This window comes from Pseudomonas sp. (genome assembly GCF_040514055.1).
Taxonomy (GTDB): Bacteria; Pseudomonadota; Gammaproteobacteria; order Pseudomonadales; family Pseudomonadaceae; genus Aquipseudomonas.
On the sequence record NZ_JBEVDL010000079.1, the window covers coordinates 138,507 to 160,706 of the forward strand.

A 22,200-nucleotide genomic window follows, 5' to 3' on the forward strand; every position below is an offset into this window, starting at 1 on the left:
GAGCTCAGGGCTGTTTGATCCACCGCGGGCATTACGCCCTACTGAGCGAAGCCCAGGTTCACTCCGTTATGAACCGGCCTCCACAACGTAACCATCCGCGGCGCCCTGCAACAGGGCGAGGCTGTTATCGAGCAGCGGCGGCGGCGCGAATAATTCGCCGTAGCGATCCAGATGGTTTCGGTACCACTCCACCAACATGCCAAGGTCTTCCACCAGTCGATTTTTCGGGGTCCATCCCATTTGCGCCAACTTCCCCCAGGAAATAGAGTAACGGCCATCATTAAAAGGGCGGTCCGCCACGAAATCCGAAACGTCATCCAATGATTTTCCGAAGAACGCACAGACCAGTTCCGCCACCTGCAGGTTACTGTACTCTTCACTGGTCCCGATGTTATAGGTCTCCCCGACTACGCCTTGATCGGCGATAAATACCACCGCTTCGGCGAAGTTCTTCGCGCTGAGGTAATGCCGACGGTTGCTGCCATTACCATGCAAGGGCAAACGGCGTCCCGTCAACATATGGCAGATAAAACGCGGAATTATTTTTTCGGGAAACTGCCGCACACCGTAAAGGTTATTGGCTCGAATAATCACGATAGGCTCGTGATAGGACTGCACATAGCCGCGCAGAATCATTTCCGCGGCGGCTTTCGACGAAGAGTAGGGATTGGTCGGGCGTAGCACGTCGTTTTCAACCGCCGCACCGCTCATGACCTCGCCATAGACTTCATCAGTGCTGACATGCACCACCTTGGGCACTTTTTCCTGGCGACAGGCCTCCATCAAACTGTGAGTGCCCAACACATTGGTGCGGGTGAACTCCAGGGAGTTGCCAAAAGAGTTGTCGACATGGCTTTCCGCCGCCGCATGGATCACCAGACTCGCCCCCTTAACGGCACGTCGGCAAAGCTCCAGGTCAATGATATCGCCAACCAGCAATTGCACCCTCTGCGAGAAAACATGATGGGATATGTTCCGCACGTCTCCGGCATAGGTCATCTTGTCGAGGACCACTATGCGGGCTTCTGGAAATTGTTGGCAGACTTCATCGACGATATGCGAGCCGGCAAAACCGGCACCACCGGTAATGACTATTTTGCGCATCTAACACCCCTCTTCCTCCCGCCCTCGGTATTTAAACCGCCGCACTGGAGGTTTCGACGATAAGCAGCACTCGCAACTTTGCAAATACCGCCCGACTTTAGAGAAAGCATTGACCGCACAAGAAAAAACAGCTGTGCACCGAAGCCAACCGCACGCTTTTCTGACCGTATCGATAGCACTAACAGTGACTGCGGATACGACCCAGGAACAGCAGGACCAGTACCAACAACGACGCCAAATTAACACCCGCGTACATCGCGCCCAAGACCTTAAGCGACAAATGGTCTGAAAACACTACTGCCGCGAACACCGATAGCGACAGCGCCGTGGCATGGTAGTAAAGATTGGTGACAGGTGCCCTGACGGCAAGCAGCGCAAGTTGTAACGGCGCTGATACAGCTATTGAAACTACCCCCACCCCCAACCAGGCCAAGGCTGTTCCCGCCTCGCGATAATCCACACCATAGACCAGTTCCAATAAGGATCCACCCCATCCCAGGCATATCAGGGCATAGGCCAAGGACGGCAGCAGGAAATACACTAGCCGCCACGCGGTATAGTGCGCCAACTCCCAGCCACGCACCGCTACCGCGCGCTGCATGAAATGAGGTCGAAAATAATTGGTCAAGCCCACCAGCAGCGGGTTGATCAGATTGGCCAAGGTGCTGCAGGCGGCGAACAGGCCCGCCTGGCGCGCGCCACCCCCGACGAGCGCCAACCAGGGATACAATTGCACGCTGGCAACATGACAGGCGCCACCGACCATCAGCCAACGCCCGTACTGGGCAAACGCCCGGATCCATCGGGGTGCCTGTGTGCCCAAGCTTGTCGGCTGCCTACGCAGATGGCGCGGCAGCAGGTACAGCAAGGGCAGCCCTGCGGCCAGCAGGATCGCGACAAAGGCGGTCCACGCCGACAATTCGCCGCAGAACCCCAGCCCGCCGACCAGCAGCACCTGTAGGCAAGCCGACACTGCATCCAGGCGCCAGGCCTGGCGCAACAGGCCCATCACATAGCAATGCCGTCTCAGCAGCTCCCGCAGCACCAGCACCAGCATCGCGGCGGGAACGACCACGGCCAGCCCGTCCAGACTCTGCAACCCCAGCGCCAGGCTCAACCAGAACAGTGTCGCGACCAGCAACGCGATGCCGACGACACCCGTCAGCGCGGCGCTGAACAGCGGCGCCTCGACCTCCTCCCCGCGGGCAGTGAAATAGGTGTAGGGCGTGGCGATCAAGGTATCGCTTAAGGAGATCGCCAAAAAGCAAAAGGAATAACCCAGGGCAAAGGCGCCCAGCGCCTCCTGGGACACCAGTCGCCCCAGCGCGATCGCGCTGATAAAACTGGCGATGCTCTGCACCGCCTGACCTGCCACCACCCACACTGCCCCCGAAAGCCGGGGCTGCAATCCATTGCGCGCCTGTGCGTCCATGGCCACTCCATCCCTCGATACCGCCCCTGGGATCGGCCGCTCGGGCCACCCCTCTACGCGCGAAAGCCAACCCTCCCGGCCCGACCTCGCCTGACACACCATAGCCGCTAACCGGCCGTATAGAAGCCTGCAACGCAGTTCAAGGCGAGGTTCGCCGGCTTACCCGCGGATAACGAAGGATGTTATGTTGGCCCGCCCGCGCTGCAGCCCCCGCGTCACCATGAGAGTCAGATGAGTAATCACAAGATCGGCATCCGCCTCAAGAACACGGAAAGGATCCTGCTTGCCGCCGAACAGGTGTTCGCCGAGCAGGGTTTCGCCGGCACTTCGATGCAGGACATTGCCCAGCTGGTAGGCCTGCCCAAATCCAACCTGCATTACTACTTTTCGACCAAGGAAGAGCTGTACCGTGCGGTATTGCTCAGCCTGCTGGAGTTCTGGAAGCAGGATGCCCTGTGCTTCGAGATGTTCGACGATCCGCGAGTGGTCTTGACCGGCTACATTCGCGCCAAAATGAACCATTCACGCAGTCGACCCCATGGTTCCAAGGTCTGGGCCGACGAGGTGATCCATGGCGCCCGGCACCTGGGCAACGCACTGGACGGTAATCTCTACGACTGGGCCAAGATCCAGGAAGCGAAAATCCGCCAATGGGTCGACGACAAGCGCATTCTGCCGGTGGAGCCCGCCTACCTGCTTTACATGATCTGGGCATCCACTCAGCACTACGCGGACTTCAGTCACCAGGTCGCCATCCTCAACGACCAGCAACCGCTATCGGACCTGCAATACGAGCGCGCCGTGCAAACGGTCACCAGCGTCATACTGCGTGGGATTGGCCTGGAGCCCTGACCGGTTCTACTTCCCCAGGCTCGCCGGGCATGGTCTTTTCACCGGGCTCCTTGCCCTCGCGGGCATGGTGTTCGATCACCGCATTGAGCTCGGCGCCAAAGAGCAACACGGCCGACGAGATGTACAGGTAGAACAGGAAAATGATGATCGCCCCGATACTGCCGTAGGTGGCGTTGTAGTCGGCGAAATTCTGTACGTAAAAGCCGAACGTCACCGACGCCGCGATCCACACCACCACGGCGAGCACCGAGCCAGGCGTGATAAAGCGAAACTCCTGCTCGACATCGGGGGCAACGTAATACACCCCGGCGACCACGACCATCAACAGGACCACCACCAGGGGCCAGCGTAACCAGGACCACAGCACCACCACGATCTGCTCGATGCCGACTTGATAGGCCAACCAGCCCATTACCCGCGGTCCCACCACCATCAGGGCCGCCACCAGCAACAACGCAACGGCGATCAGCACCGTATACAACAGCGACAGCGGGATACGTTTCCAGGCCGGCCGTCCCTCCTGCACGCCGTAGGCGCGATTCATCGCATCCATGGTGGAGCGCACCGCGGCCGAGGCCGTCCACAACGCGACCAAGATGCCCACGGAAAACAGGCCCGCCTTCTGGCTTTGCAGCTGGTCAATGGCAGGATTGATCAGTTCCACCGCCGCCTGGGGTAACACCAGCTCCGCTTGCTGGCGCAACCAATCGAAGAAGGGCTGCAGGTCCAGCACACTGATCAGGGCGATCAGGAACAGCAAAAAGGGAAACAGCGAAAAAAACAGCTGGAAGGCCAAGGCCGAGGCGTAAGTCGGCAACTCGTCAGTGACAAAATCCTTGACCGTGCACTTAAGCAAGGTACCGGCACCGACACCGCGAAGGTCCGGAAAAAACATGACATCTCCTTGATCGCTCGGGCTTTCACCCCTCTTTGATGATGGGACGGCCGCAGGCCACAGGAGTTCGCGCGAAATTTCAGGGGCTTCCCAAGCGTCGCGGCGTTGCCCGCCATGCGGCATGGTCTACTGGCTGTTCGCCAAGACAGCAGTGACTATGCTTGATGGGAGGTCCGCGGGTGGACCGGGGGGAGATCTGCATGCGCGCCGTGATTTCCGCAACTTGCCTGGGCCTGGGGTTATCCGTCGCCTGCATGGCGGCCGAAGTGGTGACCCTGACCAATGGCGAGTATCCGCCATACCAATCCGAGCATGCCCCCCACTATGGCATTGCCTCCCATGTGGTTAGCGCGGCCTTCGCTCTGGAAGGGGTCACCGTCCAGTACGTTTTCCTGCCGTGGAAGCGCGCCTACCAGGAGGCCGAGAACGGACGCTACGACGGCTCCCTGGTCTGGACCATCGAAGCCTCTCGCCAGCAGACATTCCATTTCAGCGACCCGGTGTTCGACGGTCAATCGGTGTTTTTCCAGTTGAAGAGCAACCCGTTCAGCTGGCACAGCTTCGATGACCTGGTGGACAGCAAAATCGGTGGCACCCTGGGTTATACCTACGAATTCGAGAAAGACCCCCGAATTAAGGTCGAGCGGGCCAGGACCGATGTGGAGAACTTCCGCAAGCTGCTGGCCGGGCGTTTCGACCTGTTTCCCTCCGACCTGCAGGTGGGTTACGCAGTCTTGAAGCAAAATTTTTCCGCCGAAGAGATCGCCCGCATCACCCACAATCCCAAGGTCTACAACAGCACCACCTATCATCTGATCCTCAACCGGCAGCACCCGCGCAATCAACGACTGATCGCTGTGTTCAACCGCGGCCTGCAGAAGCTGCGCGACTCGGGCAAATACGCTGAGTACTTCGCGCTACCACCCTAAGGTGCTACCCCACAGCCGGACCGGCGCCCTGTTTTGACAGGGAGACGAGCGATTGGGCAAAACGCCGCACGTTCATCTAATCGCAATCTGCGCACGGCACCCTGGCAGCCCTTCCCACCTTGTATTGGAATAGGCATGTCCATGCTCAAACCCCTGACCCTCGTCCTGCTCACCAGCCTGCTCGGCGCTTGCGTCCTAGCCCCGCAGGACAGCGGCAAACCCAGCGAAGCCAAGCTCAACAACGAGGACTGGTACCAGGTCCGCAGTGAGACCCAGCTTTACCTGTTCGACGACCAGCAGGTGTTCCAGGACTTCCTGCGCACCGGCCGCGCGCCTTATGTGAAAGACCTGGGGCAACAGGACAAGTATGGCCAGGCCATCCTGCTCGGCTTGCGCGCCGAGGATCAGAACACGCCGCTGGAGCAGCTGAGTGCCTACCGCTTCCTCCAGGTGGCCCAGCCGCCCGCAGCGTCCTTCTACGGCGAGATCCGCCAGGAAGGGGTGATTTATGTGTTTGCCCGCTATGGCGACATGGTCGACATGAACAAGATCGGTGAGCCCACCTTCAGCCATACCGAGATCGGCAGCGGCCCCAAGGGGGAGCGGGTGGTGTATGTCCTGGCCAAGGAAGAAACCAAGCCAGTGGAGCAAATCAAGCGCTTCCAAGCCCGCTATAAGGGCGCCTAAGCCGCACCACAGGCTGGGGGCTGGGCCGTGCGACCCCCACCCGCAAGGACGCTCTTTCGCCACGCGTCGGCTCTGCTAGGATTGCGACTTTGCTCGCCGGAGCCGCTCCACCATGCAGCCACTGCAGTCCCAGCACACCCAAGCCTATCTCGCCCACCTGGGCTCGCCGGACACGCGCCATCTCGATCGCCCGACACTGGACCTGTTGATCCAGGCGCAGCTGCAACGGGTGCCGTTCGAGAACCTCGATGTGCTGCTGGGCCGCCCCATCGTACTGGACACCGAGGCGCTGCTGAGCAAGGTGGTCGAGCAGGCCCGCGGCGGCTATTGCTTCGAAGTCAATGGGCTGTTCGCCCGCCTGCTGTCTGCACTGGGCTACCGAGTCAGCCTGCTGGCGGCGCGGGTGCGCTGGGGGCTGCCGGACGATGCGCCGCCGACCATGCTCTCGCACCTGATGCTGCGGGTGGAACTGGTGGACGGTCCTTACCTGGTCGACGTCGCCTTCGGCGGTCCCTCGCCCTATCGCGCCATCGCCCTGCTGGACCCCGGTGCGAAGACGCCAGACTTTCCTTATCGCCTGTGCGGTCCGCAGGGGGCCGAAGGCCTGTACCGGATGCAGGTGCACTACAAGGGCGCCTGGGTGGAGATGTATCGCTTCGACCTGCAGCCCCAGGCATGGGTCGACCAGATCGCCCGCAGCTGGTACAGCTCGACCCATCCGGAGAGTATCTTTACCCAGGTACTGACCGCCGCCCGCAGCGAGGGCGATATGCGCTTGAGCCTGCGTAACGACAGCTTCAGCCGACGCTTCGCCGATGGCCAGACCGAACAGCTGACGCTTGCCAGCGCCGAAGCGGTGGTCCAGGTCCTGGCAGAACACTTTCACCTCGACCTGGGCGCGGACCGGCCGCGACTGCTCGCGCGCGTCCGCCAGCTGCTGGACAGCGCGGCGGTGGATGCCTGACCCACGCGCAGACCAGCCACGCCGTTGCCACGGCCCTGTCGACCATCGCCTGGCGGTGTATCCCATCCAGGGGAGGCGCGGCCCCGCGGCCAGTGCCGACAAGCCGGCCCGCTGCCCTGGCGCGGCGGGCAGGCATGGCGCACACTTTGGCCAACCGCGGTCGCGCATAAGCCTGTCGCGCCCTACCTCCGTATCGTTGCGAGAATCCTCTGCATGGCACCGCTGCTGTACTGGCAACTCGATGTATTCGCCGAATGTCCGTTGGCCGGTAACGGCGTGGCGGTTTTTTCCGACGCTCAGGCGCTTTCGCCCACGCTGATGCAGGCCCTGACCCAGGAGTTGCGTCAATTCGAATCGATCTTCCTGATACCCGGCAGCCAGCCGCAGCACTACGACGCGCGCATTTTCACCATGGAGGAGGAGCTGCCCTTCGCCGGTCATCCGATCCTCGGGGCCGCCGCCTTGCTCCATCACCTTCACGGCCCGCTCGCCGAGCAGCAGGCCGAATGGACCCTGCACCTGACGGCCAAGTCGGTGAGGGTCAGCACTCATAGACGGGGCCGTGGGTTCTATGCGCAGATGGACCAGGGGGAGGCCGAATTCGGTGAGCGACTCAGCCTCGCGCAGGCGCAGGCGATAGCGGCCGCGTTCTCCCTGGGCGCCGCTGCGCTGGACCCTTTCTACCCCGCCTGCGTGGTCAGTACCGGCCTGCCCTACCTGTTGCTGCCCGTCACCGCCGAGGGCTTGGCGCGGGCGCGCCAGACCCAGGCGCTGGACACGCAACTGGCATCCTGTGGTGCGGCCTTTGTCTTCTTGCTGGATGTAACCGCCCACGAAGGCCGGACCTGGGATCCGCTGGGCGTGATCGAGGACATCGCCACCGGCAGCGCCGCCGGACCAGTCGCCGCCTACCTGGTGGAACTGGGGCTGGAGCGGCCTGACCGACCCTTCACGCTGCACCAGGGACGCTTCCTCGGACGCCCCAGCCGCCTGGACGTCTGCGTCGCCGGGAATGGCCGGATCAGCGTGGGCGGCGCGGTGCAACTGCTGTCACGCGCCGAGTTGCTGATTGACAGCGACGCACTGCAGAACCCGGCACGGTAACACTAAACCATCCGTCGCCGACGGGGTCGAAGCCCCGTGGCCCAGGCACCGAAGGCACACCGCCCGAGACCTCACCCCCAGGAGTACGCAAAGATGCGCTGGCAACGAGCACGACGCAGCGACAATGTGGTGGATGCCCGCGGCAGTGGCGGCGGTGGCGGCATGCGCTTGGGCGGCAAGGGCCTGAGCCTGGGCGGCATCGCCATCGTGGTGATCATCGGCCTGCTTAGCGGACAGGATCCGATGCAGATTCTCGGCCAGTTGGCCGGACAGGCGGTACAGCCCAGTGGGGAAGTCCACAGCGAAGGCGCGCCACCGGCCAAGGATGAACAGGCGGAGTTCGTCCGTGCCGTGCTGGGCGATACCGAAGACACCTGGCGGGCGATATTCCAGCAAGCCGGACAGCAGTACCAGGACCCCAAATTGGTGCTGTTTCGCGGTGGCGTCAACTCGGCGTGCGGCTTCGCCGACGCCGCGGTCGGCCCTTTTTATTGCCCCGGCGACCGCCAGGTTTACCTGGACCTGGATTTCTTTCGCGAGATGGCGCAACGCTTCGCCGCCGCCGGCGACTTCGCCCAGGCCTACGTGATCGCCCACGAAGTCGGTCACCACGTACAAACCCTGCTGGGTGTGTCGGCCAAAGTGAACAGCGCCCGTCAGCGCGGCGAACGCCTGGAGGGCGCCAATGGCCTGCTGGTGCGTCAGGAATTGCAAGCCGACTGCCTGGCCGGCGTCTGGGCCTTCCACGCGCAGCAACGCCTGGACTGGCTGGAGAGCGGCGACCTGGAAGAAGCTTTGAACGCGGCGAACGCCATCGGCGATGACCGTCTGCAACGCCAGGGCCGCGGCCAGGTGGTGCCAGACTCCTTTACCCATGGCACCTCGGAGCAACGCATGCGCTGGTTCAAGACCGGCTTCGCCCAGGGTCAGATCGGCCAGTGCGACACCTTCAAGGCCGCGCGTCTGTAAAAGCCGGTCAACCGCCAAGCGGGGAGAGGGCACGCGTGCGGCGTTAGCCATTCCCTCGGCACGCCGCTGGTCCGGGCGACTCGCTCTGGAGTCCGCGCGGTGCCCGCTAGCGGTCGTCCAGGGTGGCGGAATAGACCTTGGGCGACATGCCGAACCAACCCTTGAACGCCTTGTAGAAGGCACTGGGCTCACTGAAGCCCAATTCGCGGCTGAGCTGCTCGACCCGGCAACCGGGTTGCGCCAGGCGCAGCACGCTGTGGCGACGGCGAACCTCCCCCAGCAGCTCGGAAAAACTGCAGCGCTCAGCCCGCAAATGACGATGCAAGGTCTGCCGGCTGATACCCAGACGACGGGCCAGCCGCTCGACCGACAGTTGACCGCCGGGCAAGTCCTGCTCGATCAGCCGCAGCACCTGACCACGTACAGTGTTCTGCGCGGGCAATTCTGCCTGCATGGCGCTGACTCGCTGCTGCATCAGACCTTTCAGGTAAGGGTTGGCCCCCAGCACCGGCAATAGCAGGTCCGTCTGCAGCCATTCCAGGTAATCGGTGGCTTCGGCGAAGCGCACCGGCACGCCGAACACCTGGCGGTAGATCGCCGGCGCCACGCGCGGCGCATGGCAAAAACCCACGGCTTGCGGCACCAGCGGCAGGCCCGTGAGCTGCCGCACCCAGCACAGTGCCGAACTCAGGCTGTGTTCGCTGATCACCGCGTGGCCAAGCAGGGGCGTCTGGAACAGAAAGTGAACACGCACTCGCCTGGCCCGAGGTTCCACCCGCAGGTGTTCGCTTTCGCTCATCACCGTGATATAGCAACGAAACAACTCCAATGCCTCACCCAGGGTCGCGCTCTGCGCGGCCAAATGCGCCACCGGTCCCCGGGTATGCAGGCCCCGTTGCTGACCGATCCGCAAACCCAACTCGGGGCCGGCGCCGCGCCTGGCCGCAAGCTGCCACAGGCGCAGCGCCCAGTGCACCGGCACGCGCATTTCCAGGTTTTCCAACTGCGCCGGCTCGATCCCCAGCTCGCGCACATCATCCGGCCCCACCAGCCCCCGGCGTTGCAGCGACAGGTAGAGGTCGAGCAGTTGCGAGGCCGTGGCGCTGGGGAGGTTCGCCATCCGCATGGAGCCATCCTGTTGGCATCGAGGGTCGCCGATTGTGCATCGCGACTGAGACCAATTGCCAGTGTCGTGCAACCGGCGGCTATCCACAGCCGCCGCGCGAGCGGCGTAGATTGACGAACAACAATAACGAGTGCCCAGCACTGGAGCCTATCGCCATGAGCCCCCCCGACCTGATCACGCTACCCCGCCTGCTCGCCCGCCTGCCGTACCTGCTGAGCCACCTGCCGGCCATTCTCAAGGGGCTGCACATCGGCAATCGCAGCCGCGGACGCAGGCCCGGTGGCTTGGGGCACTGCGTGGAGCAAGCGGCCGCCCGTAACCCGGACGGCCTGGCGCTGATCCAGGGCGACGAACAGCTGAGCTATGCCGCGTTCAACCAATGGGCCAACCGCCTCGTGCATTACCTGCACGCACGGGGATTGCGCAAGGGTGACACTGTGGCGCTGATGCTGGAGAACCGCCTCGAGGTGCTGGCCTGTGTAACGGCCTGCGCCAAGCTCGGCGTGGTCAGCGCGCTGATCAACAGCAGCCAACGCGGCCAGGTGCTCGCCCACAGCCTGAAGTTGGCCACGCCGCGGCTGGTGGTGGTCGGCGAAGAGTTGCTGGACAGCTTCCTCGCCATCGAAGCAGACCTCGGGTTGCCGGCCGAAGCCCGGGTGTTTTTCGCCGATCGGCCGACCTGGCGCGATCCCGGCCGCGCGCCGGCCGGCTGGCAGCATCCGGCCGCCGAGCTGCATGCCTATCCCGCGCACAACCCGCAGCCGGATCAGCCCGTACGCGCCGAAGATGCCTGTTTCTACCTCTACACTTCCGGCACCACCGGACTGCCCAAGGCGGTGGTGTTCAACCACGGACGCTTTATGAAAGCCTATGGGGTCTTCGGCTTCAGTGCCGTCCGGCTCAAGCCAAGCGATCGCCTGTACGTCAGCCTGCCCTTTTATCACGGCACGGCCATGGCGGTGTGCTGGGGCTCGGTGCTGGCCGGCCAGGCCACCTTGATCATGGTGCGCCGATTCAGCGCCAGCCGTTTCTGGGACGAAGTACGGCAGCACCAGGCCACCGCTTTCGGCTACGTCGGCGAACTGTGCCGCTACTTGCTGGACCAACCGCCGCGCGATAGCGATCGCGACAACGGGATCCGCGTCATGGTCGGCAACGGGTTGCGAACCAGCCTCTGGCAGCCCTTCAAGCAGCGTTTCGGCGTCGGTCGGGTCATGGAGCTGTACGCCTCCAGCGAGGGCAATATCGGCTTTAGTAACCTGCTTAATTTCGACAACACCGTGGGGTTCTCCCCCTACCCCTACGCCATCGTTTACTACGACCGGGAAAGCGAAGCGCCGGTACGTGACAGCCGAGGCTTCCTGCAACCGGTGCGCAAAGGGGAAGCAGGCCTGCTCATCGGCCAGATCACCGACAAGACCCCTTTCCATGGCTACACCGATGCCGGCAAAACCGAGAGCTGCATCCTGCGCGACGTGTTCGAGCCAGGCGATGCCTGGTTCAACAGCGGCGACCTGATGCGCGATATCGGCTTCAAGCATGCGCAGTTCGTCGACCGCCTGGGTGACACCTTTCGCTGGAAAGGGGAAAACGTCTCCACCTCCGAGGTCGAAGCCATACTCGACGGCATCGAGCAGGTCGGCGAAGCCGTGGTCTACGGGGTGGAGATCACCAACACCAATGGCCGTGCCGGCATGGCCTGCATCCGCCTGGACGTACCCGCTCAGGACTTCGACTTCCAGGCCTTGCTCGCACGCCTGAAGCGCGAGCTGCCCGGCTACGCCGTGCCGTTGTTCCTGCGGCTGAGTGCCCAGGTAGAGACCACCGGCACCTTCAAACATAAAAAAGGACCGTTGCGCGAACAGGGTTTCGACCCGAACCGCTGCCCCGATCCGCTCTACGCCTGGCTGCCCGGCGGCGATCGCTATGTGCCGCTGACTGTCGAATTGCAGGCGGCCATCACGGCCGGCGCCTACCGCTACTGAAGCGCCGCAGCGGGATCGAACAGCGCCTCGAGCAAGGCTTGGCAATCGTGGGCATGGACATCGGTCAACTCCGGCCAGGGATTCTCCGCCAGGTTGACCAACACGCCCCGGGCACCCGCCGCCCGGGCGCAATCGAGGTCGAAACGGTAATCGCCGACCATCACCAAGTCCCGCGGAGCGACGCCCCAGTGCGCGGCCAGGTGCAACAAGCCGCCTGGGTCGGGCTTGGGTGGCGCTTCATCACGGCCGAGCACCAGCTCGGCGCTAAAGCAATCGGCCAGGCCGATAGCCTGCAGCGTCAGCAAGGCCAGTTCACGGGCATTGCGGGTCAGGATGCCGAGCCGACAGCCACGTGCCTGCAGCTCACGCACCAACTGCACGGCGCCGGCTGCCGGTTGCGCGGCCAGCGCCAGCTCGCGCTCGTGCTCCAGCAACCAGGCGTGCTTGGCGGCGGCTTCCGCGGCCGGCAAGCTCGCCAGGTGGTGCAGGATATCGGCCGCCAGAGGGATCTGCAGCGCGCGCTTGATCGCCTCGAAATCATGCACCGCCACCGTCAGGGTGCCATCCATGTCGAACACCCAGTGGCGTGAGCGGGCCAGTGCCTGGCCAGTGGAGTCGGTCATCGTCATGCACCCTGGGCTGAAAGCCCACAGCATACCCGCCCGCGCCGCATCTGCCTCGACAACCGCTCATAGGCTGCCGCTAGCGAGTCGCTGCCAGAACGCCAGCCGGCTATTTCCAGTCTTCGCGCACCCGGGTCAGCCCTTCCTGGGCCACCGAGGCCACCAGCTGACCGGCACGGTTGAAGATGCTGCCCCGGGAAAAGCCGCGGGCATTGCCGGACCAGGGGCTGTCCATGGCGTACAACAGCCAGTCGTCCATGCGCAGGTCGTGGTGAAACCAGATGGCGTGGTCCAGGCTGGCGACCTGCATGAATTTCTGGAACACCGACACCCCGTGGGGCTGCATCGAAGTGGTCAACAGGTTGAAGTCCGACGCGTAAGCCAGCAGGTACTTGTGCAGTTGGGATTCCTCCGGCAGGGCGCCATCGGCCTTGAACCAGACATACTTGACCGGCTCGCAAGGTTTCGGGTCGAAGGGGTTGATCAGCGTCACCGGACGAATCTCGATGGGCTTGGCGCTGGTGGCCCGTTCACGCATGCCTTCGGGAATCATCGGCGCCACCAGGCGCGCCAGCTCGGTTTCCGACTTGAATTGCTCGGGGCCAGGCACGTCGGGCATGGAGTTCTGGTGGTGAAAGCCCTCCTCGTCGTACTGGAAGGAGGCGCTGCAGGTGAAGATTGGCTTGCCCTTCTGGATCGCCGTGACCCGCCGGGTGCTGAAGCTGCCGCCATCGCGGACCCGGTCGACCTGGTACACCACCGGCAGGCTGGCATCGCCCGGACGCAGAAAATACCCGTGCAAGGAATGCACATGGCGGGCCTCTTCGACCGTCTGGCTGGCCGCCGACACGCACTGCCCCAATACCTGACCGCCGTACAACTGGCGAAAACCCAGGTCCTGGCTGGTACCGCGAAAGAGGTTTTCCTCGATCTGCTCCAAACTCAGCAGCGCCACCAAGTTGTCGAGTAATTGGCTCATGGGTACTTCCTCATAGATCACGGCAAGGTCAATTATCAGGGGGACGCCGGGGTGGAGCAGCCGCTGGCGAGACCAGGCACTCGTCGCCACTCCCAGGGTTCTGGATGAAATGGTAAAGGCTTTGCCCGCCGCTGTCGGCAATCCCCGCGCAATTAGTATGCCCATGGAGCAAAAAACCGCCTGGGGCGATGGCGAGCACCTCCGCGAGTTCGGCGGTACCGGTGCGAAACACCGCCGGCATGCTAGATTCGCCGCTGTTCAACCCAATGCCGCCCGCCCCATGCCTTTGCCGCTGATTTACCACGACGACTACAGCCCGCCCTTTCCGGTTGCGCACCGCTTCCCCATGGAAAAGTTTCGCCTGCTGCGCGACCACCTGATCGACAGTGGCTTGACCGAAGAAAGGGCGCTGTTGCGGCCCTCCTCGTGCCCCGCCGAGGTGCTGGCCCTGGCCCATGACCCGGCCTATATCCGGCGCTTTCTCGACGGCGCCCTGGGCCACGAGGAGCAGCGCCGCCTGGGCCTGCCCTGGAGCGAAGCGCTGGCCCGGCGCACCGTCCGCGCGGTCGGCGGTTCGCTGCTGGCCGCTGAGCAGGCATTGCGCAATGGCCTGGCCTGCCATCTGGCGGGTGGCACCCACCATGCCCACTACGATCATCCGGCCGGTTTCTGCATCTTCAACGACCTGGCGGTGGTCAGCCGTTATCTGCTGCACAGCGGCCAGGCGGACCGGGTGCTGATCGTCGACTGCGACGTGCACCAGGGCGATGGCACCGCGCGGATCCTGGCGGACACGCCAGAAGCGATCACCCTGTCGCTGCATTGCGAAAAGAACTTTCCGGCCCGCAAGGCCCAGAGCGACTGGGATATCCCGTTGCCGATGGGCATGGGCGACGATGACTACCTCAGGGTGCTGGAGGATGCGCTGAATTACCTGCTGCCGTTGTATCGGCCCGATATCGTGCTCTACGACGCGGGCGTTGACGTCCATCAGCACGATGCCCTGGGCTACCTGAAACTCACCGACCAAGGCCTGGCCCGCCGCGACGAAACCGTCATGCGCCAGTGTCTGGGCCGCGATATCCCGGTGGTGGGACTGATCGGCGGCGGCTATGACCCCGATCGCCAGGCCCTGGCCCGACGCCATGGCATCCTGCACCACAGCGCCCAGCGGGTTTGGCAGGATCTGGGCTTGTAACGCAAGCGCAGCCTTGGGGGGGCGATAAGGTCTTGATACACTGGTGGCCTCCTGCCGCTTCCTCACTGGATACCACCCCGATCATGGATGCCAAGCCTTACCAGGCGCCTCAAGCCGAACTGACCCCCAACGTGTTCTGCCGCCAGTGCGGCGCCCCTATCACCGCCAGCGCCAGTCAATGCCCCAGCTGCCACACCAGCCAAAACCTCAATCCAAAAAGCAAAGGCACCGCCGCCGTACTGGCACTGCTGCTGGGCGGGCTGGGCATACACCGCTTTTATCTGGGCCAATGGTGGGGCATCTTTTACCTGCTGGCGTTCTTTACCTGGATTCCCGCCGTGATCGCCATAGTCGAGGGCATCGTCTTTCTCTGCACCGATGACGCGCGCTGGCAACAGAAGTATGGCAACGTCAAGGGTGGCTCTTCTGCCCTGGTAGCGATAGTCGCGGCTGTGGTGGTCGTGGCCATCATCGGCATTCTTGCGGCCATCGCCATCCCTGCCTATTCGGATTACACCAAACGCGCCAGAGCGGCAGCGGAACAGGCGCAGCAACGACAATCGCAGCCACAACCCTGAGGCCCGCTCCATGCGCAGTCTGAACATCGGCCTGATCGGCGACCATGACGCCTCGGTCATTGCCCATCAGGCCATTCCCCCGGCCCTGCAACTGGCCGCCGCGGCCCTGGACGTGAATCTGCAGGCCCAGTGGCTGCCCACCGAGCACCTGGACAGCGACGCGCGTCTGCGGGGGTTCGATGGGCTGTGGGCGGTGCCCGCCACCCCCTACCGGGACATGGACGGCGCCCTACTGGCGATTCGCTTCGCCCGTGAACGGGGCGTTCCCTTTCTCGGCACCTGCGGTGGTTTCCAGCACGCACTGATCGAATACGCGCGCCATCAGCTGGGTTGGGCCGACGCCGAACATGCCGAAACCGCTCCCGAGGGCGCCCGGCTGGTGATCGCACCGCTCAGCTGCGCACTGGTCGAGGTGCAGGGCAATGTACGCTTCTCTCCCACCTCGCGCCTGGCACTGGCCTACGGTAGCGAGCAGGCGGACGAGGGCTATCACTGCCGTTTTGGCCTTAACCCGGCCTTCAGCGAAGCCCTGGCCAGCGGTCCGCTGCGGATCACTGCGGTCGATGGCTTCGGCGACGCGCGCGCCCTGGAGCTGGACGACCATCCGTTTTTTGTCGGCACCCTGTTCCAACCGGAGCGCGCCGCCCTCAAGGGTGAAGTACCACCCCTGGTCAAAGCCTTTGTCCAGGCCGTCGTTCGGCACGCCCAGACCTGATGCCACGGGACGGCCCGCCCCCGCACAGCCCCCCAGGAACGTCCGCCATGGCCGCCGTCCGCACCTTGCTCGCCGATCAATTGGACCATAGCCGGCGCAAAGCGCCGGGCCTGTCGCCGCTGAACACGCTGGTCTGCGTACTGATCCTGGTCTCCGCCCTGCTGACCATGGTCGAAACCGAGGACAGCGTCCGCCTGGGCCACGAGGGACTGTTCGACTCGATCAACCTGATCTTCAACGCCCTGTTCCTCGCCGAGTACCTGATTCGGCTCTGGGTCTGCGTGGAAAACCCCAAGTACCAAGGACCACTGCTGGGCCGTCTGCGCTATGCTTTGACGCCCGCCGCATTGATCGACCTGCTGGCCATCGTCCCTTCGCTCCTGATCCCCACGGTCAACGAAACGTTGCTGCTGCGCATCTTTCGCGTACTGCGCATCCTGCGCCTGGCGCGGCTGGGACGTTTCACCCACGCCCTGGGCCTGGTCAGCGCGGCATTGCGCGAACGGCGTTTCGAACTGCTGCTGACACTGATGGCCGCGGCCTTCCTGCTGGTATTGACCTCGACCCTGCTGTACCTGGTGGAAGGGGGCGTGCAACCCGAGGCGTTCGGCTCCATCCCCCGCGCCATGTGGTGGTCGATCGCCACACTGACCACCGTTGGCTACGGCGACGTCTACCCAATAACGGCACTGGGTCGGACACTGGCGGCCCTGACCGCCATCACCGGCATCGGCCTGATCGCCATGCCCACCGGCATCCTCGCGGCGGCATTCAGCAGCGCCATGCAACACCGGCGCGACGCAGCCGCCTCGCCACCGCCACCGACCGAGCCCTGAAGCGGTCGCCGGCCACGGCCCGGTAACGAGTGGGCCGGCTGGGGTAGAATGGCCGCCTTTCCCCAGACCTGCCGTTGCCGCCATGACCGTCGCCCCCCCTCGTATTTCTGCCGTGATCATCGGTGGCGGCCCCGCCGGCCTGATGGCCGCCGAAACCCTCGCGCAGGCCGGCGTGCGGGTCGAGGTGTTCGATGCCATGCCCTCGCTCGGCCGCAAGTTCCTGCTGGCCGGCGTGGGCGGCATGAATATCACCCACGCCGAGGGCAAGGCGGCGTTCCTGTCCCGCTATGGCGAACGCGAGAAGGCCCTGCGCGCGCTCCTGGAGCCGTTCGACGCCGATCACCTGCGCGAATGGATCCATGGGTTGGGCATCGACACCTTCGTCGGCAGCTCCGGTCGGGTCTTTCCCCGCGATATGAAAGCCGCACCGCTGCTGCGCGCCTGGCTCAAACGCCTGCGCGAACTGGGTGTCGGGCTGCACACCCGCCGGCGTTGGCTGGGTTGGAGCGAGGACGGTGAGTTGCGCTTCGCCACGCCGGAGGGCGAGCAGCGGCTCGCAGCCGACGCGGTGCTGCTGGCCCTGGGCGGCGGCAGTTGGGCACGGCTCGGCTCGGACGGCGCCTGGGCGTCGCTGCTCGCGCAACGAGGTATCGCGGTGGCGCCGCTGCGGCCCAGCAACTGCGGCTTCGAGGTGGAGGGTTGGAGCCCCTGGTTCCGCGATAAATTCGCCGGGGCGCCGGTCAAGTCCTGTGCCCTGGCCCTGGCGCCCGCGGGCCCGCGCCTGGGCGAGTTCGTGATCACCACCCAGGGCGTGGAAGGCAGCCTGATCTATGCCCTGTCCGCCGCCATTCGGCAGCAAATCGAACGCCAAGGGACGGCGACACTGCACCTGGACCTGCAGCCCCAGCGCAGTCTGGAACAGGTGCAGAACCTGCTGCGTCGACCCCGTGGCAGCAAGTCCTTGAGCAATCACCTGCGCGTGCAACTGGGGCTGGATGGTGTGCGCGCCGGCCTGCTGCGCGAGCTGAGCGACCCAGCGACGCCTGCCGATTTCTTGCGGCTAGCGGACGCGATCAAGGCCCTGCCGCTGACCCTGGTGCGCACCCGCCCCCTGGACGAGGCCATCAGCAGCGCCGGTGGCGTGCCCTTCGAGGCCCTGGACGCCAACCTGATGCTGCACCAGCTACCGGGTCTGTTTTGCGCGGGCGAGATGCTCGACTGGGAAGCCCCTACCGGCGGCTACCTGTTGACCGCCTGTTTCGCCAGCGGGCGAGCGGCGGGGCTGGGGATGCTGGCCTGGTTGCGTGGCCAACGCCCGTAGCGCACCTAGGGTGCAAGGACCGCTACTGAAGGACGGAGGATTAATGTACGATCGTTCCAACTTTGCCAGACTGCCCTTCTGGAGCGCGCCATGTCGCTGTCCTTCCGCCCCGCCCAACCGGGCGATGCCGATCAGGCCGTGCCGCTGATCTACAGTTCGGGGCCCGCCGCCTTCGACTACGTCTTCCGCCACCCGCGCCGTGGATCGGCCGAAGACTTCCTGCGCAGTGCCTTCAGCAGTCCGCAGGGGGAATTCAGTTACCGCCTGCACCAACTGGCCCTGCTCGATGGCCGCGTCGTCGCGTGCGGCATGGCCAGAGCCGGCGGTTCGAACCTCGCCCATACCCTCGCCGCCCTCGGTCAGATCCTGCGGTTCTACGGCCCACGCCATGCCGCCGGGGTGATCCGCCGCGGCCTGCAGGTCGAACGCACCGTTCAGCCGCCCAAGGCCGGGGTGTTTTACCTGGGCCATCTGGGGGTCGACCCCGCCTTGCGGGCCCAGGGCCTTGGCCAGGCACTGATCCTCGAATTGTTGCGCCAGGGCCTGCACCAGGGCCTGCCCACCGCCGCCCTGGACGTCGCGGCCAGCAATCCACGGGCCGAAGCGCTGTACACGCGCCTGGGCTTTCGCACCCGTGCCGAACGGCCTGCGGCCGTGGCAAGCATCACCCCGCATCGCTATATGGAACGTCCACTGCGAGAAGGCACGCCCTGAGGCTGGGGCCCACGCATCAATGCCAGCGGCTATGCTTGTTCTGAGCCGGCCGTATCGTCGGCGTTAGCCCGCAGTGGTGACCTGTTCGTGATACCTCTTCTGGTCTGTGATGACTCCATGATGGCGCGCAAGCAATTGATTCGCGCGCTGCCGCCGGAATGGCCGGTGTCCATCACCCAGGCCAGCCAGGGTGAAGAAGGCCTCACCGCCATTCGTCAGGGCCTCGGCGCCGTGGTCCTGCTGGACCTGACCATGCCGGTGCTGGACGGCTACCAAGTGCTGGCGCAACTGCAGGCCGAAGGCCTCCATCCCAAGGTCATAGTGGTGTCCGGCGATGTCCAGGAAGATGCCGCCCGCCGGGTTCTGGAACTGGGTGCCCTGGCCTTTATCAAGAAACCGGCCGAGCCGGAGATCGTCCGCCAGACCCTCGAGCGCCTCGGCCTGCTGCAACCCATCGCCGTCGACGACCCGGTACCGCTGGCGCAGCCACGACCGGAGTGGTTGCTCAAGGTCAATTTTCGCGACGCCCTGCGTGAGGTCACCAATATCGCCATGGGCCGCGCCGCCGCGCTGCTGGCCAAGGTGCTGGGGGTCTTTGTGCAGCTGCCCGTACCCCAGGTGAACATCTTCGAGGTCAGCGAGCTGCACATGACCTTGGTCGACGCCCAGCGCGGCGAGCGCTTCAGCGCCGTTTGCCAGGGTTTTATCGGCGATGCCATCGCTGGCGAGGCGCTGCTGCTGTTCCACGATTCCGAGGTCCGCGACATGGCCAACCTGCTTGGCTGGCAGCCACGGGACGACAACGACACCTCGGAAATGCTGATGGACCTGGCCAGCATCCTGATCGGCGCCTGCCTGGGCGGTATCGCCGAACAGATCGACGTGCGTTTCTCCCAGGGGCACCCGCAACTGCTCGGCCAGCATTCCTCCATCGAGCGGTTGATCAAGGTCACCCAGCAACGCTGGCGCAAGACCCTGGCGGTGGAGATCAGCTACAGCCTGGAAGGGCACAGCATCCACTTCGACCTGTTGCTGCTGTTCACCGAAGACTCGATCCAGCGCCTGACCAACAAGATTCGCTACCTGATGGACTGAGCCATGCCCGCGCAGATCGACATCAAAGAGGTTCACTGGCTGCTCGATATCGTGCAGTGCCTGGACGTGGGCGTGGTGGTACTGGACCGCCAGTGCCGCATCGAGGTCTGGAACAGTTTTATGGAAAACCATTCCGGCCTGGGGCCCGATACGGTGCAAGGCAAGAGCCTGTTCGAATTGTTCGGCGAAATCGACGAGGCCTGGTTGCGGCGCAAGATCGATACGGTCTTCGAGCTGGGGACCCGCGCCTTCAGCCTGTGGGAGCAGCATCCCTATCTGGTGCATTTCAAGACCTACCAGCCCATTACCGGCCAGGAAGATTTCATGTACCAGAACGTCACCCTGCTGCCCCTGGCGGCCGCCCATGGACCGATCGAGCACCTGTGCCTGGTGATCTACGACATGACGGCCGCCGCCCAGCACAAAAAACAGTTGGCCGCGCTGCGGGCCGGCCTGGACGACTCGGCGTGACGGCAGGCGTCCCAGGCACAAAGCCTAACCTTGGAAGACAGGTCGGCCCGGCGATGGTTCCCCGCTTGAGACCAAAGCGTTAACCATCGCCCACCGCGGGTGTCGGCCGTCGGCGCGGCGCTCGCGCGACTTGCACCCGGGGATTTCACGGCTTTAACTTCTTCACCGGTACAGGCGCCATGGCGCCCGCCCGCCCGGGTTTCCCGAGTGCCGATCAGCCCACAGGATGTTGCTGATGCGACCGTTGTTCCTGACCCCGTTGGTAAGCTGCCTGCTCAGTACCCCGCTGTTCGCCTTCGAGGAACTGCGGGTCACCCAGACCGGCGACAGCCTGGACGGCCGGTGCGACAGCCACTGCACGTTGCGCGATGCGGTCCAGGTCGCCAATCAACTGCCCGGCACCCAACGCATCCTGCTCGGCGCCGGTGTCTACCGACTCGAACTGCCAGCACCACAAGACGCCCAGGGCGTGCCCTACGATGAAGACGCCAACCGCAACGGTGACCTGGATATCCTCGATCACCTGCTGATCCAGGGCAGCGGCGCCAGCCAGCTCAGCGGCTCGGCCGCCAGCCGCGACCGGTTGCTCGACGTGGCGCCTGGCGTCAGCCTGGGCCTGCTCAACCTGTCACTGGAAAACGGCAGTAGCGCCTACAACGGTGGCGCCGTGCGTAACCGTGGCCACTTGCACCTGGGTAAGGTCGATGTGCGCAACAATCGCGCCAGCACCCAGAACCCCAGCTACCAGGAGATGCCCGGCGAGCTCGGCTATCGCTCCGGCCAAGGCGGCGGGATTGCCAACTATGGCACCCTGATCGTGCACGCCTCGCGGTTCGAGAACAACCGTGCCTGGGGCTACGGCGACAACAACCTGGGCCGCGGCGGCGCGATCTTCAACCGCGGCAGTCTGCAGGTACGCGACAGCACGTTCAGCGGCAACAGCGCCGCCGACGAGTCCGAACGCAGCGCAGGCGGCGCGCTCTACAATGCCGGCGTGGCGGACGTCGCCCGCAGCATCTTCAGCGCCAATCGCGGCTCCGAGGGCGGCCGCGGGTTTGCCATCGCCAACGACGACAATGGCCAGCTGAAGCTGAGCAACAGCACCCTTAGCGGGCACTATGGCACTGGTGGTGCCCTGAGTAATGGCTACTACGCCAACCCCGCGAGCAACGACCCCAGTGCCCAGTTGATCCATGTGACCATCGCCGGCAACAGCGGCTTCGGGGTGCGCAACAGCGGCCAGCTGCGTATTCGCAACAGCCTGATCGCCGGCAACCTCGGGGTCTACGAAGACGAGGTGACTAACTGCCGCAATGAAGGCCCACATTACCGCTACCAGGCATCTGGCCTGCTGCTCAACAGCGAGCCGAGCGACTGCAGTGCCGACCTCTACCTCGACTACGCGCAAACCTTCGAGCAATTGCTGCTGCCCCTGGCCGACAACGGGGGCCGGACCGCGACCTTTGCCCTGCGTCCGGGCAGCCTGGCGCTCGATGCCGCTGTGGGCTCCTGTGCCGGTCACGACCAGCGCGGCCTGCCGCGACCCCAGGACGGCGATGGCGACGGCGTGGTGGCCTGCGACCTGGGGGCGTACGAACTGACTTCACCCTGAAACCCGCCAAC

General features: G+C 64.4%; 22 protein-coding genes. 16 read left to right on the forward strand and 6 right to left on the reverse strand.

The genetic code is table 11. From position 1 onward, the window contains the following. Positions 1–66: 66 nt before the first annotated feature. Both ABWY06_RS21290 and ABWY06_RS21295 read right to left on the reverse strand, forming a co-directional pair. Positions 67–1,104, reverse strand: coding sequence for a GDP-mannose 4,6-dehydratase (locus tag ABWY06_RS21290; RefSeq protein WP_353927580.1), 1,038 nt, complete (start codon positions 1,102–1,104; stop codon positions 67–69). Positions 1,105–1,282: 178 nt separating this feature from the next. Continuing rightward, the gene (locus ABWY06_RS21295; protein WP_353927581.1) at positions 1,283–2,536 is read right to left on the reverse strand and encodes a lipopolysaccharide biosynthesis protein; all 1,254 of its coding nucleotides are present in this window, start codon (positions 2,534–2,536) and stop codon (positions 1,283–1,285) included. Between the two features lie 231 nt (positions 2,537–2,767). On the opposite strand from ABWY06_RS21295, the gene ABWY06_RS21300 reads away from it, so the two are divergent. Beyond that, the gene (locus ABWY06_RS21300) at positions 2,768–3,388 is read left to right on the forward strand and encodes a TetR/AcrR family transcriptional regulator (protein ID WP_353927582.1); all 621 of its coding nucleotides are present in this window, start codon (positions 2,768–2,770) and stop codon (positions 3,386–3,388) included. Here ABWY06_RS21300 and ABWY06_RS21305 read toward each other — a convergent pair. Continuing rightward, positions 3,357–4,283, reverse strand: a complete 927-nt coding sequence (locus ABWY06_RS21305; protein WP_353927583.1) for a YihY/virulence factor BrkB family protein — start codon at positions 4,281–4,283, stop codon at positions 3,357–3,359. The genes ABWY06_RS21300 and ABWY06_RS21305 overlap by 32 nt on opposite strands. Before the next feature lie 200 nt (positions 4,284–4,483). Here ABWY06_RS21305 and ABWY06_RS21310 point away from each other — a divergent pair, with 200 nt between their 5' ends. From ABWY06_RS21310 to ypfJ, 5 genes are all read left to right on the forward strand, one after another. Then, entirely contained in the window at positions 4,484–5,212 is a 729-nt protein-coding gene (locus ABWY06_RS21310) for a substrate-binding periplasmic protein (protein ID WP_353927584.1), read from the forward strand. Between the two features lie 135 nt (positions 5,213–5,347). After that, entirely contained in the window at positions 5,348–5,899 is a 552-nt protein-coding gene (locus tag ABWY06_RS21315; protein WP_353927585.1) for a hypothetical protein, read from the forward strand. A 112-nt stretch (positions 5,900–6,011) separates the two neighbouring features. After that, entirely contained in the window at positions 6,012–6,863 is an 852-nt protein-coding gene (locus tag ABWY06_RS21320; protein WP_353927586.1) for an arylamine N-acetyltransferase family protein, read from the forward strand. A 213-nt stretch (positions 6,864–7,076) separates the two neighbouring features. Beyond that, complete coding sequence (locus ABWY06_RS21325) at positions 7,077–7,967, forward strand: PhzF family phenazine biosynthesis protein (RefSeq protein ID WP_353927587.1); 891 nt, start codon at positions 7,077–7,079, stop codon at positions 7,965–7,967. A gap of 93 nt (positions 7,968–8,060) precedes the next feature. Continuing rightward, positions 8,061–8,936, forward strand: a complete 876-nt coding sequence (gene ypfJ / locus ABWY06_RS21330; RefSeq protein ID WP_353927588.1) for a KPN_02809 family neutral zinc metallopeptidase — start codon at positions 8,061–8,063, stop codon at positions 8,934–8,936. Between the two features lie 106 nt (positions 8,937–9,042). Here the strand turns inward: ypfJ and ABWY06_RS21335 are convergent, their stop codons facing one another. Continuing rightward, the gene (locus ABWY06_RS21335; protein WP_353927589.1) at positions 9,043–10,062 is read right to left on the reverse strand and encodes an AraC family transcriptional regulator; all 1,020 of its coding nucleotides are present in this window, start codon (positions 10,060–10,062) and stop codon (positions 9,043–9,045) included. Positions 10,063–10,217: 155 nt separating this feature from the next. Here ABWY06_RS21335 and ABWY06_RS21340 point away from each other — a divergent pair, with 155 nt between their 5' ends. Next, positions 10,218–12,047 (forward strand): long-chain-acyl-CoA synthetase, encoded by a 1,830-nt coding sequence (locus ABWY06_RS21340; RefSeq protein WP_353927590.1) that lies wholly within the window; start codon positions 10,218–10,220, stop codon positions 12,045–12,047. Here ABWY06_RS21340 and ABWY06_RS21345 read toward each other — a convergent pair. Both ABWY06_RS21345 and tesB read right to left on the reverse strand, forming a co-directional pair. Next, positions 12,041–12,670 (reverse strand): HAD family hydrolase, encoded by a 630-nt coding sequence (locus ABWY06_RS21345; RefSeq protein WP_353927591.1) that lies wholly within the window; start codon positions 12,668–12,670, stop codon positions 12,041–12,043. The two genes, ABWY06_RS21340 and ABWY06_RS21345, sit on opposite strands and share 7 nt — an antisense overlap. Positions 12,671–12,779: 109 nt before the next feature. Then, complete coding sequence (tesB, locus tag ABWY06_RS21350) at positions 12,780–13,649, reverse strand: acyl-CoA thioesterase II (RefSeq protein ID WP_353927592.1); 870 nt, start codon at positions 13,647–13,649, stop codon at positions 12,780–12,782. 280 nt (positions 13,650–13,929) lie between these two features. On the opposite strand from tesB, the gene ABWY06_RS21355 reads away from it, so the two are divergent. From ABWY06_RS21355 to ABWY06_RS21395, 9 genes are all read left to right on the forward strand, one after another. Then, positions 13,930–14,847, forward strand: a complete 918-nt coding sequence (locus ABWY06_RS21355) for a histone deacetylase family protein (RefSeq protein ID WP_353927694.1) — start codon at positions 13,930–13,932, stop codon at positions 14,845–14,847. Between the two features lie 83 nt (positions 14,848–14,930). Continuing rightward, the gene (locus tag ABWY06_RS21360) at positions 14,931–15,425 is read left to right on the forward strand and encodes a TM2 domain-containing protein (protein WP_353927593.1); all 495 of its coding nucleotides are present in this window, start codon (positions 14,931–14,933) and stop codon (positions 15,423–15,425) included. Positions 15,426–15,435: 10 nt separating this feature from the next. After that, positions 15,436–16,140, forward strand: coding sequence for a CTP synthase C-terminal region-related (seleno)protein (locus tag ABWY06_RS21365; protein WP_353927594.1), 705 nt, complete (start codon positions 15,436–15,438; stop codon positions 16,138–16,140). A 47-nt stretch (positions 16,141–16,187) separates the two neighbouring features. Continuing rightward, positions 16,188–16,976, forward strand: coding sequence for an ion transporter (locus ABWY06_RS21370; protein ID WP_353927595.1), 789 nt, complete (start codon positions 16,188–16,190; stop codon positions 16,974–16,976). A gap of 82 nt (positions 16,977–17,058) precedes the next feature. Then, on the forward strand, positions 17,059–18,297 hold the full coding sequence (locus ABWY06_RS21375; protein ID WP_353927596.1) for a TIGR03862 family flavoprotein: 1,239 nt from the start codon (positions 17,059–17,061) through the stop codon (positions 18,295–18,297). 90 nt (positions 18,298–18,387) lie between these two features. Beyond that, on the forward strand, positions 18,388–19,011 hold the full coding sequence (locus ABWY06_RS21380; protein ID WP_353927597.1) for a GNAT family N-acetyltransferase: 624 nt from the start codon (positions 18,388–18,390) through the stop codon (positions 19,009–19,011). Positions 19,012–19,098: 87 nt separating this feature from the next. Further along, entirely contained in the window at positions 19,099–20,106 is a 1,008-nt protein-coding gene (locus ABWY06_RS21385; protein ID WP_353927598.1) for a response regulator, read from the forward strand. Between the two features lie 3 nt (positions 20,107–20,109). Further along, positions 20,110–20,577, forward strand: a complete 468-nt coding sequence (locus tag ABWY06_RS21390; protein WP_353927599.1) for a PAS domain-containing protein — start codon at positions 20,110–20,112, stop codon at positions 20,575–20,577. A 235-nt stretch (positions 20,578–20,812) separates the two neighbouring features. Then, complete coding sequence (locus ABWY06_RS21395; protein WP_353927600.1) at positions 20,813–22,189, forward strand: choice-of-anchor Q domain-containing protein; 1,377 nt, start codon at positions 20,813–20,815, stop codon at positions 22,187–22,189. Positions 22,190–22,200: the final 11 nt, after the last annotated feature.

Excerpts from the sequence above, each read along its gene's own strand:
- ABWY06_RS21290 (WP_353927580.1), bottom strand. The coding sequence starts at position 1,104 with ATGCGCAAAATAGTCATTACCGGTGGTGCCGGTTTTGCCGGCTCGCAT.
- ABWY06_RS21295 (WP_353927581.1), bottom strand. The coding sequence starts at position 2,536 with ATGGACGCACAGGCGCGCAATGGATTGCAGCCCCGGCTTTCGGGGGCA.
- ABWY06_RS21300 (WP_353927582.1), top strand. The coding sequence starts at position 2,768 with ATGAGTAATCACAAGATCGGCATCCGCCTCAAGAACACGGAAAGGATC.
- ABWY06_RS21305 (WP_353927583.1), bottom strand. The coding sequence starts at position 4,283 with ATGTTTTTTCCGGACCTTCGCGGTGTCGGTGCCGGTACCTTGCTTAAG.
- ABWY06_RS21310 (WP_353927584.1), top strand. The coding sequence starts at position 4,484 with ATGCGCGCCGTGATTTCCGCAACTTGCCTGGGCCTGGGGTTATCCGTC.
- ABWY06_RS21315 (WP_353927585.1), top strand. The coding sequence starts at position 5,348 with ATGTCCATGCTCAAACCCCTGACCCTCGTCCTGCTCACCAGCCTGCTC.
- ABWY06_RS21320 (WP_353927586.1), top strand. The coding sequence starts at position 6,012 with ATGCAGCCACTGCAGTCCCAGCACACCCAAGCCTATCTCGCCCACCTG.
- ABWY06_RS21325 (WP_353927587.1), top strand. The coding sequence starts at position 7,077 with ATGGCACCGCTGCTGTACTGGCAACTCGATGTATTCGCCGAATGTCCG.
- ypfJ (WP_353927588.1), top strand. The coding sequence starts at position 8,061 with ATGCGCTGGCAACGAGCACGACGCAGCGACAATGTGGTGGATGCCCGC.
- ABWY06_RS21335 (WP_353927589.1), bottom strand. The coding sequence starts at position 10,062 with ATGCGGATGGCGAACCTCCCCAGCGCCACGGCCTCGCAACTGCTCGAC.
- ABWY06_RS21340 (WP_353927590.1), top strand. The coding sequence starts at position 10,218 with ATGAGCCCCCCCGACCTGATCACGCTACCCCGCCTGCTCGCCCGCCTG.
- ABWY06_RS21345 (WP_353927591.1), bottom strand. The coding sequence starts at position 12,670 with ATGACCGACTCCACTGGCCAGGCACTGGCCCGCTCACGCCACTGGGTG.
- tesB (WP_353927592.1), bottom strand. The coding sequence starts at position 13,649 with ATGAGCCAATTACTCGACAACTTGGTGGCGCTGCTGAGTTTGGAGCAG.
- ABWY06_RS21355 (WP_353927694.1), top strand. The coding sequence starts at position 13,930 with ATGCCTTTGCCGCTGATTTACCACGACGACTACAGCCCGCCCTTTCCG.
- ABWY06_RS21360 (WP_353927593.1), top strand. The coding sequence starts at position 14,931 with ATGGATGCCAAGCCTTACCAGGCGCCTCAAGCCGAACTGACCCCCAAC.
- ABWY06_RS21365 (WP_353927594.1), top strand. The coding sequence starts at position 15,436 with ATGCGCAGTCTGAACATCGGCCTGATCGGCGACCATGACGCCTCGGTC.
- ABWY06_RS21370 (WP_353927595.1), top strand. The coding sequence starts at position 16,188 with ATGGCCGCCGTCCGCACCTTGCTCGCCGATCAATTGGACCATAGCCGG.
- ABWY06_RS21375 (WP_353927596.1), top strand. The coding sequence starts at position 17,059 with ATGACCGTCGCCCCCCCTCGTATTTCTGCCGTGATCATCGGTGGCGGC.
- ABWY06_RS21380 (WP_353927597.1), top strand. The coding sequence starts at position 18,388 with ATGTCGCTGTCCTTCCGCCCCGCCCAACCGGGCGATGCCGATCAGGCC.
- ABWY06_RS21390 (WP_353927599.1), top strand. The coding sequence starts at position 20,110 with ATGCCCGCGCAGATCGACATCAAAGAGGTTCACTGGCTGCTCGATATC.
- ABWY06_RS21395 (WP_353927600.1), top strand. The coding sequence starts at position 20,813 with ATGCGACCGTTGTTCCTGACCCCGTTGGTAAGCTGCCTGCTCAGTACC.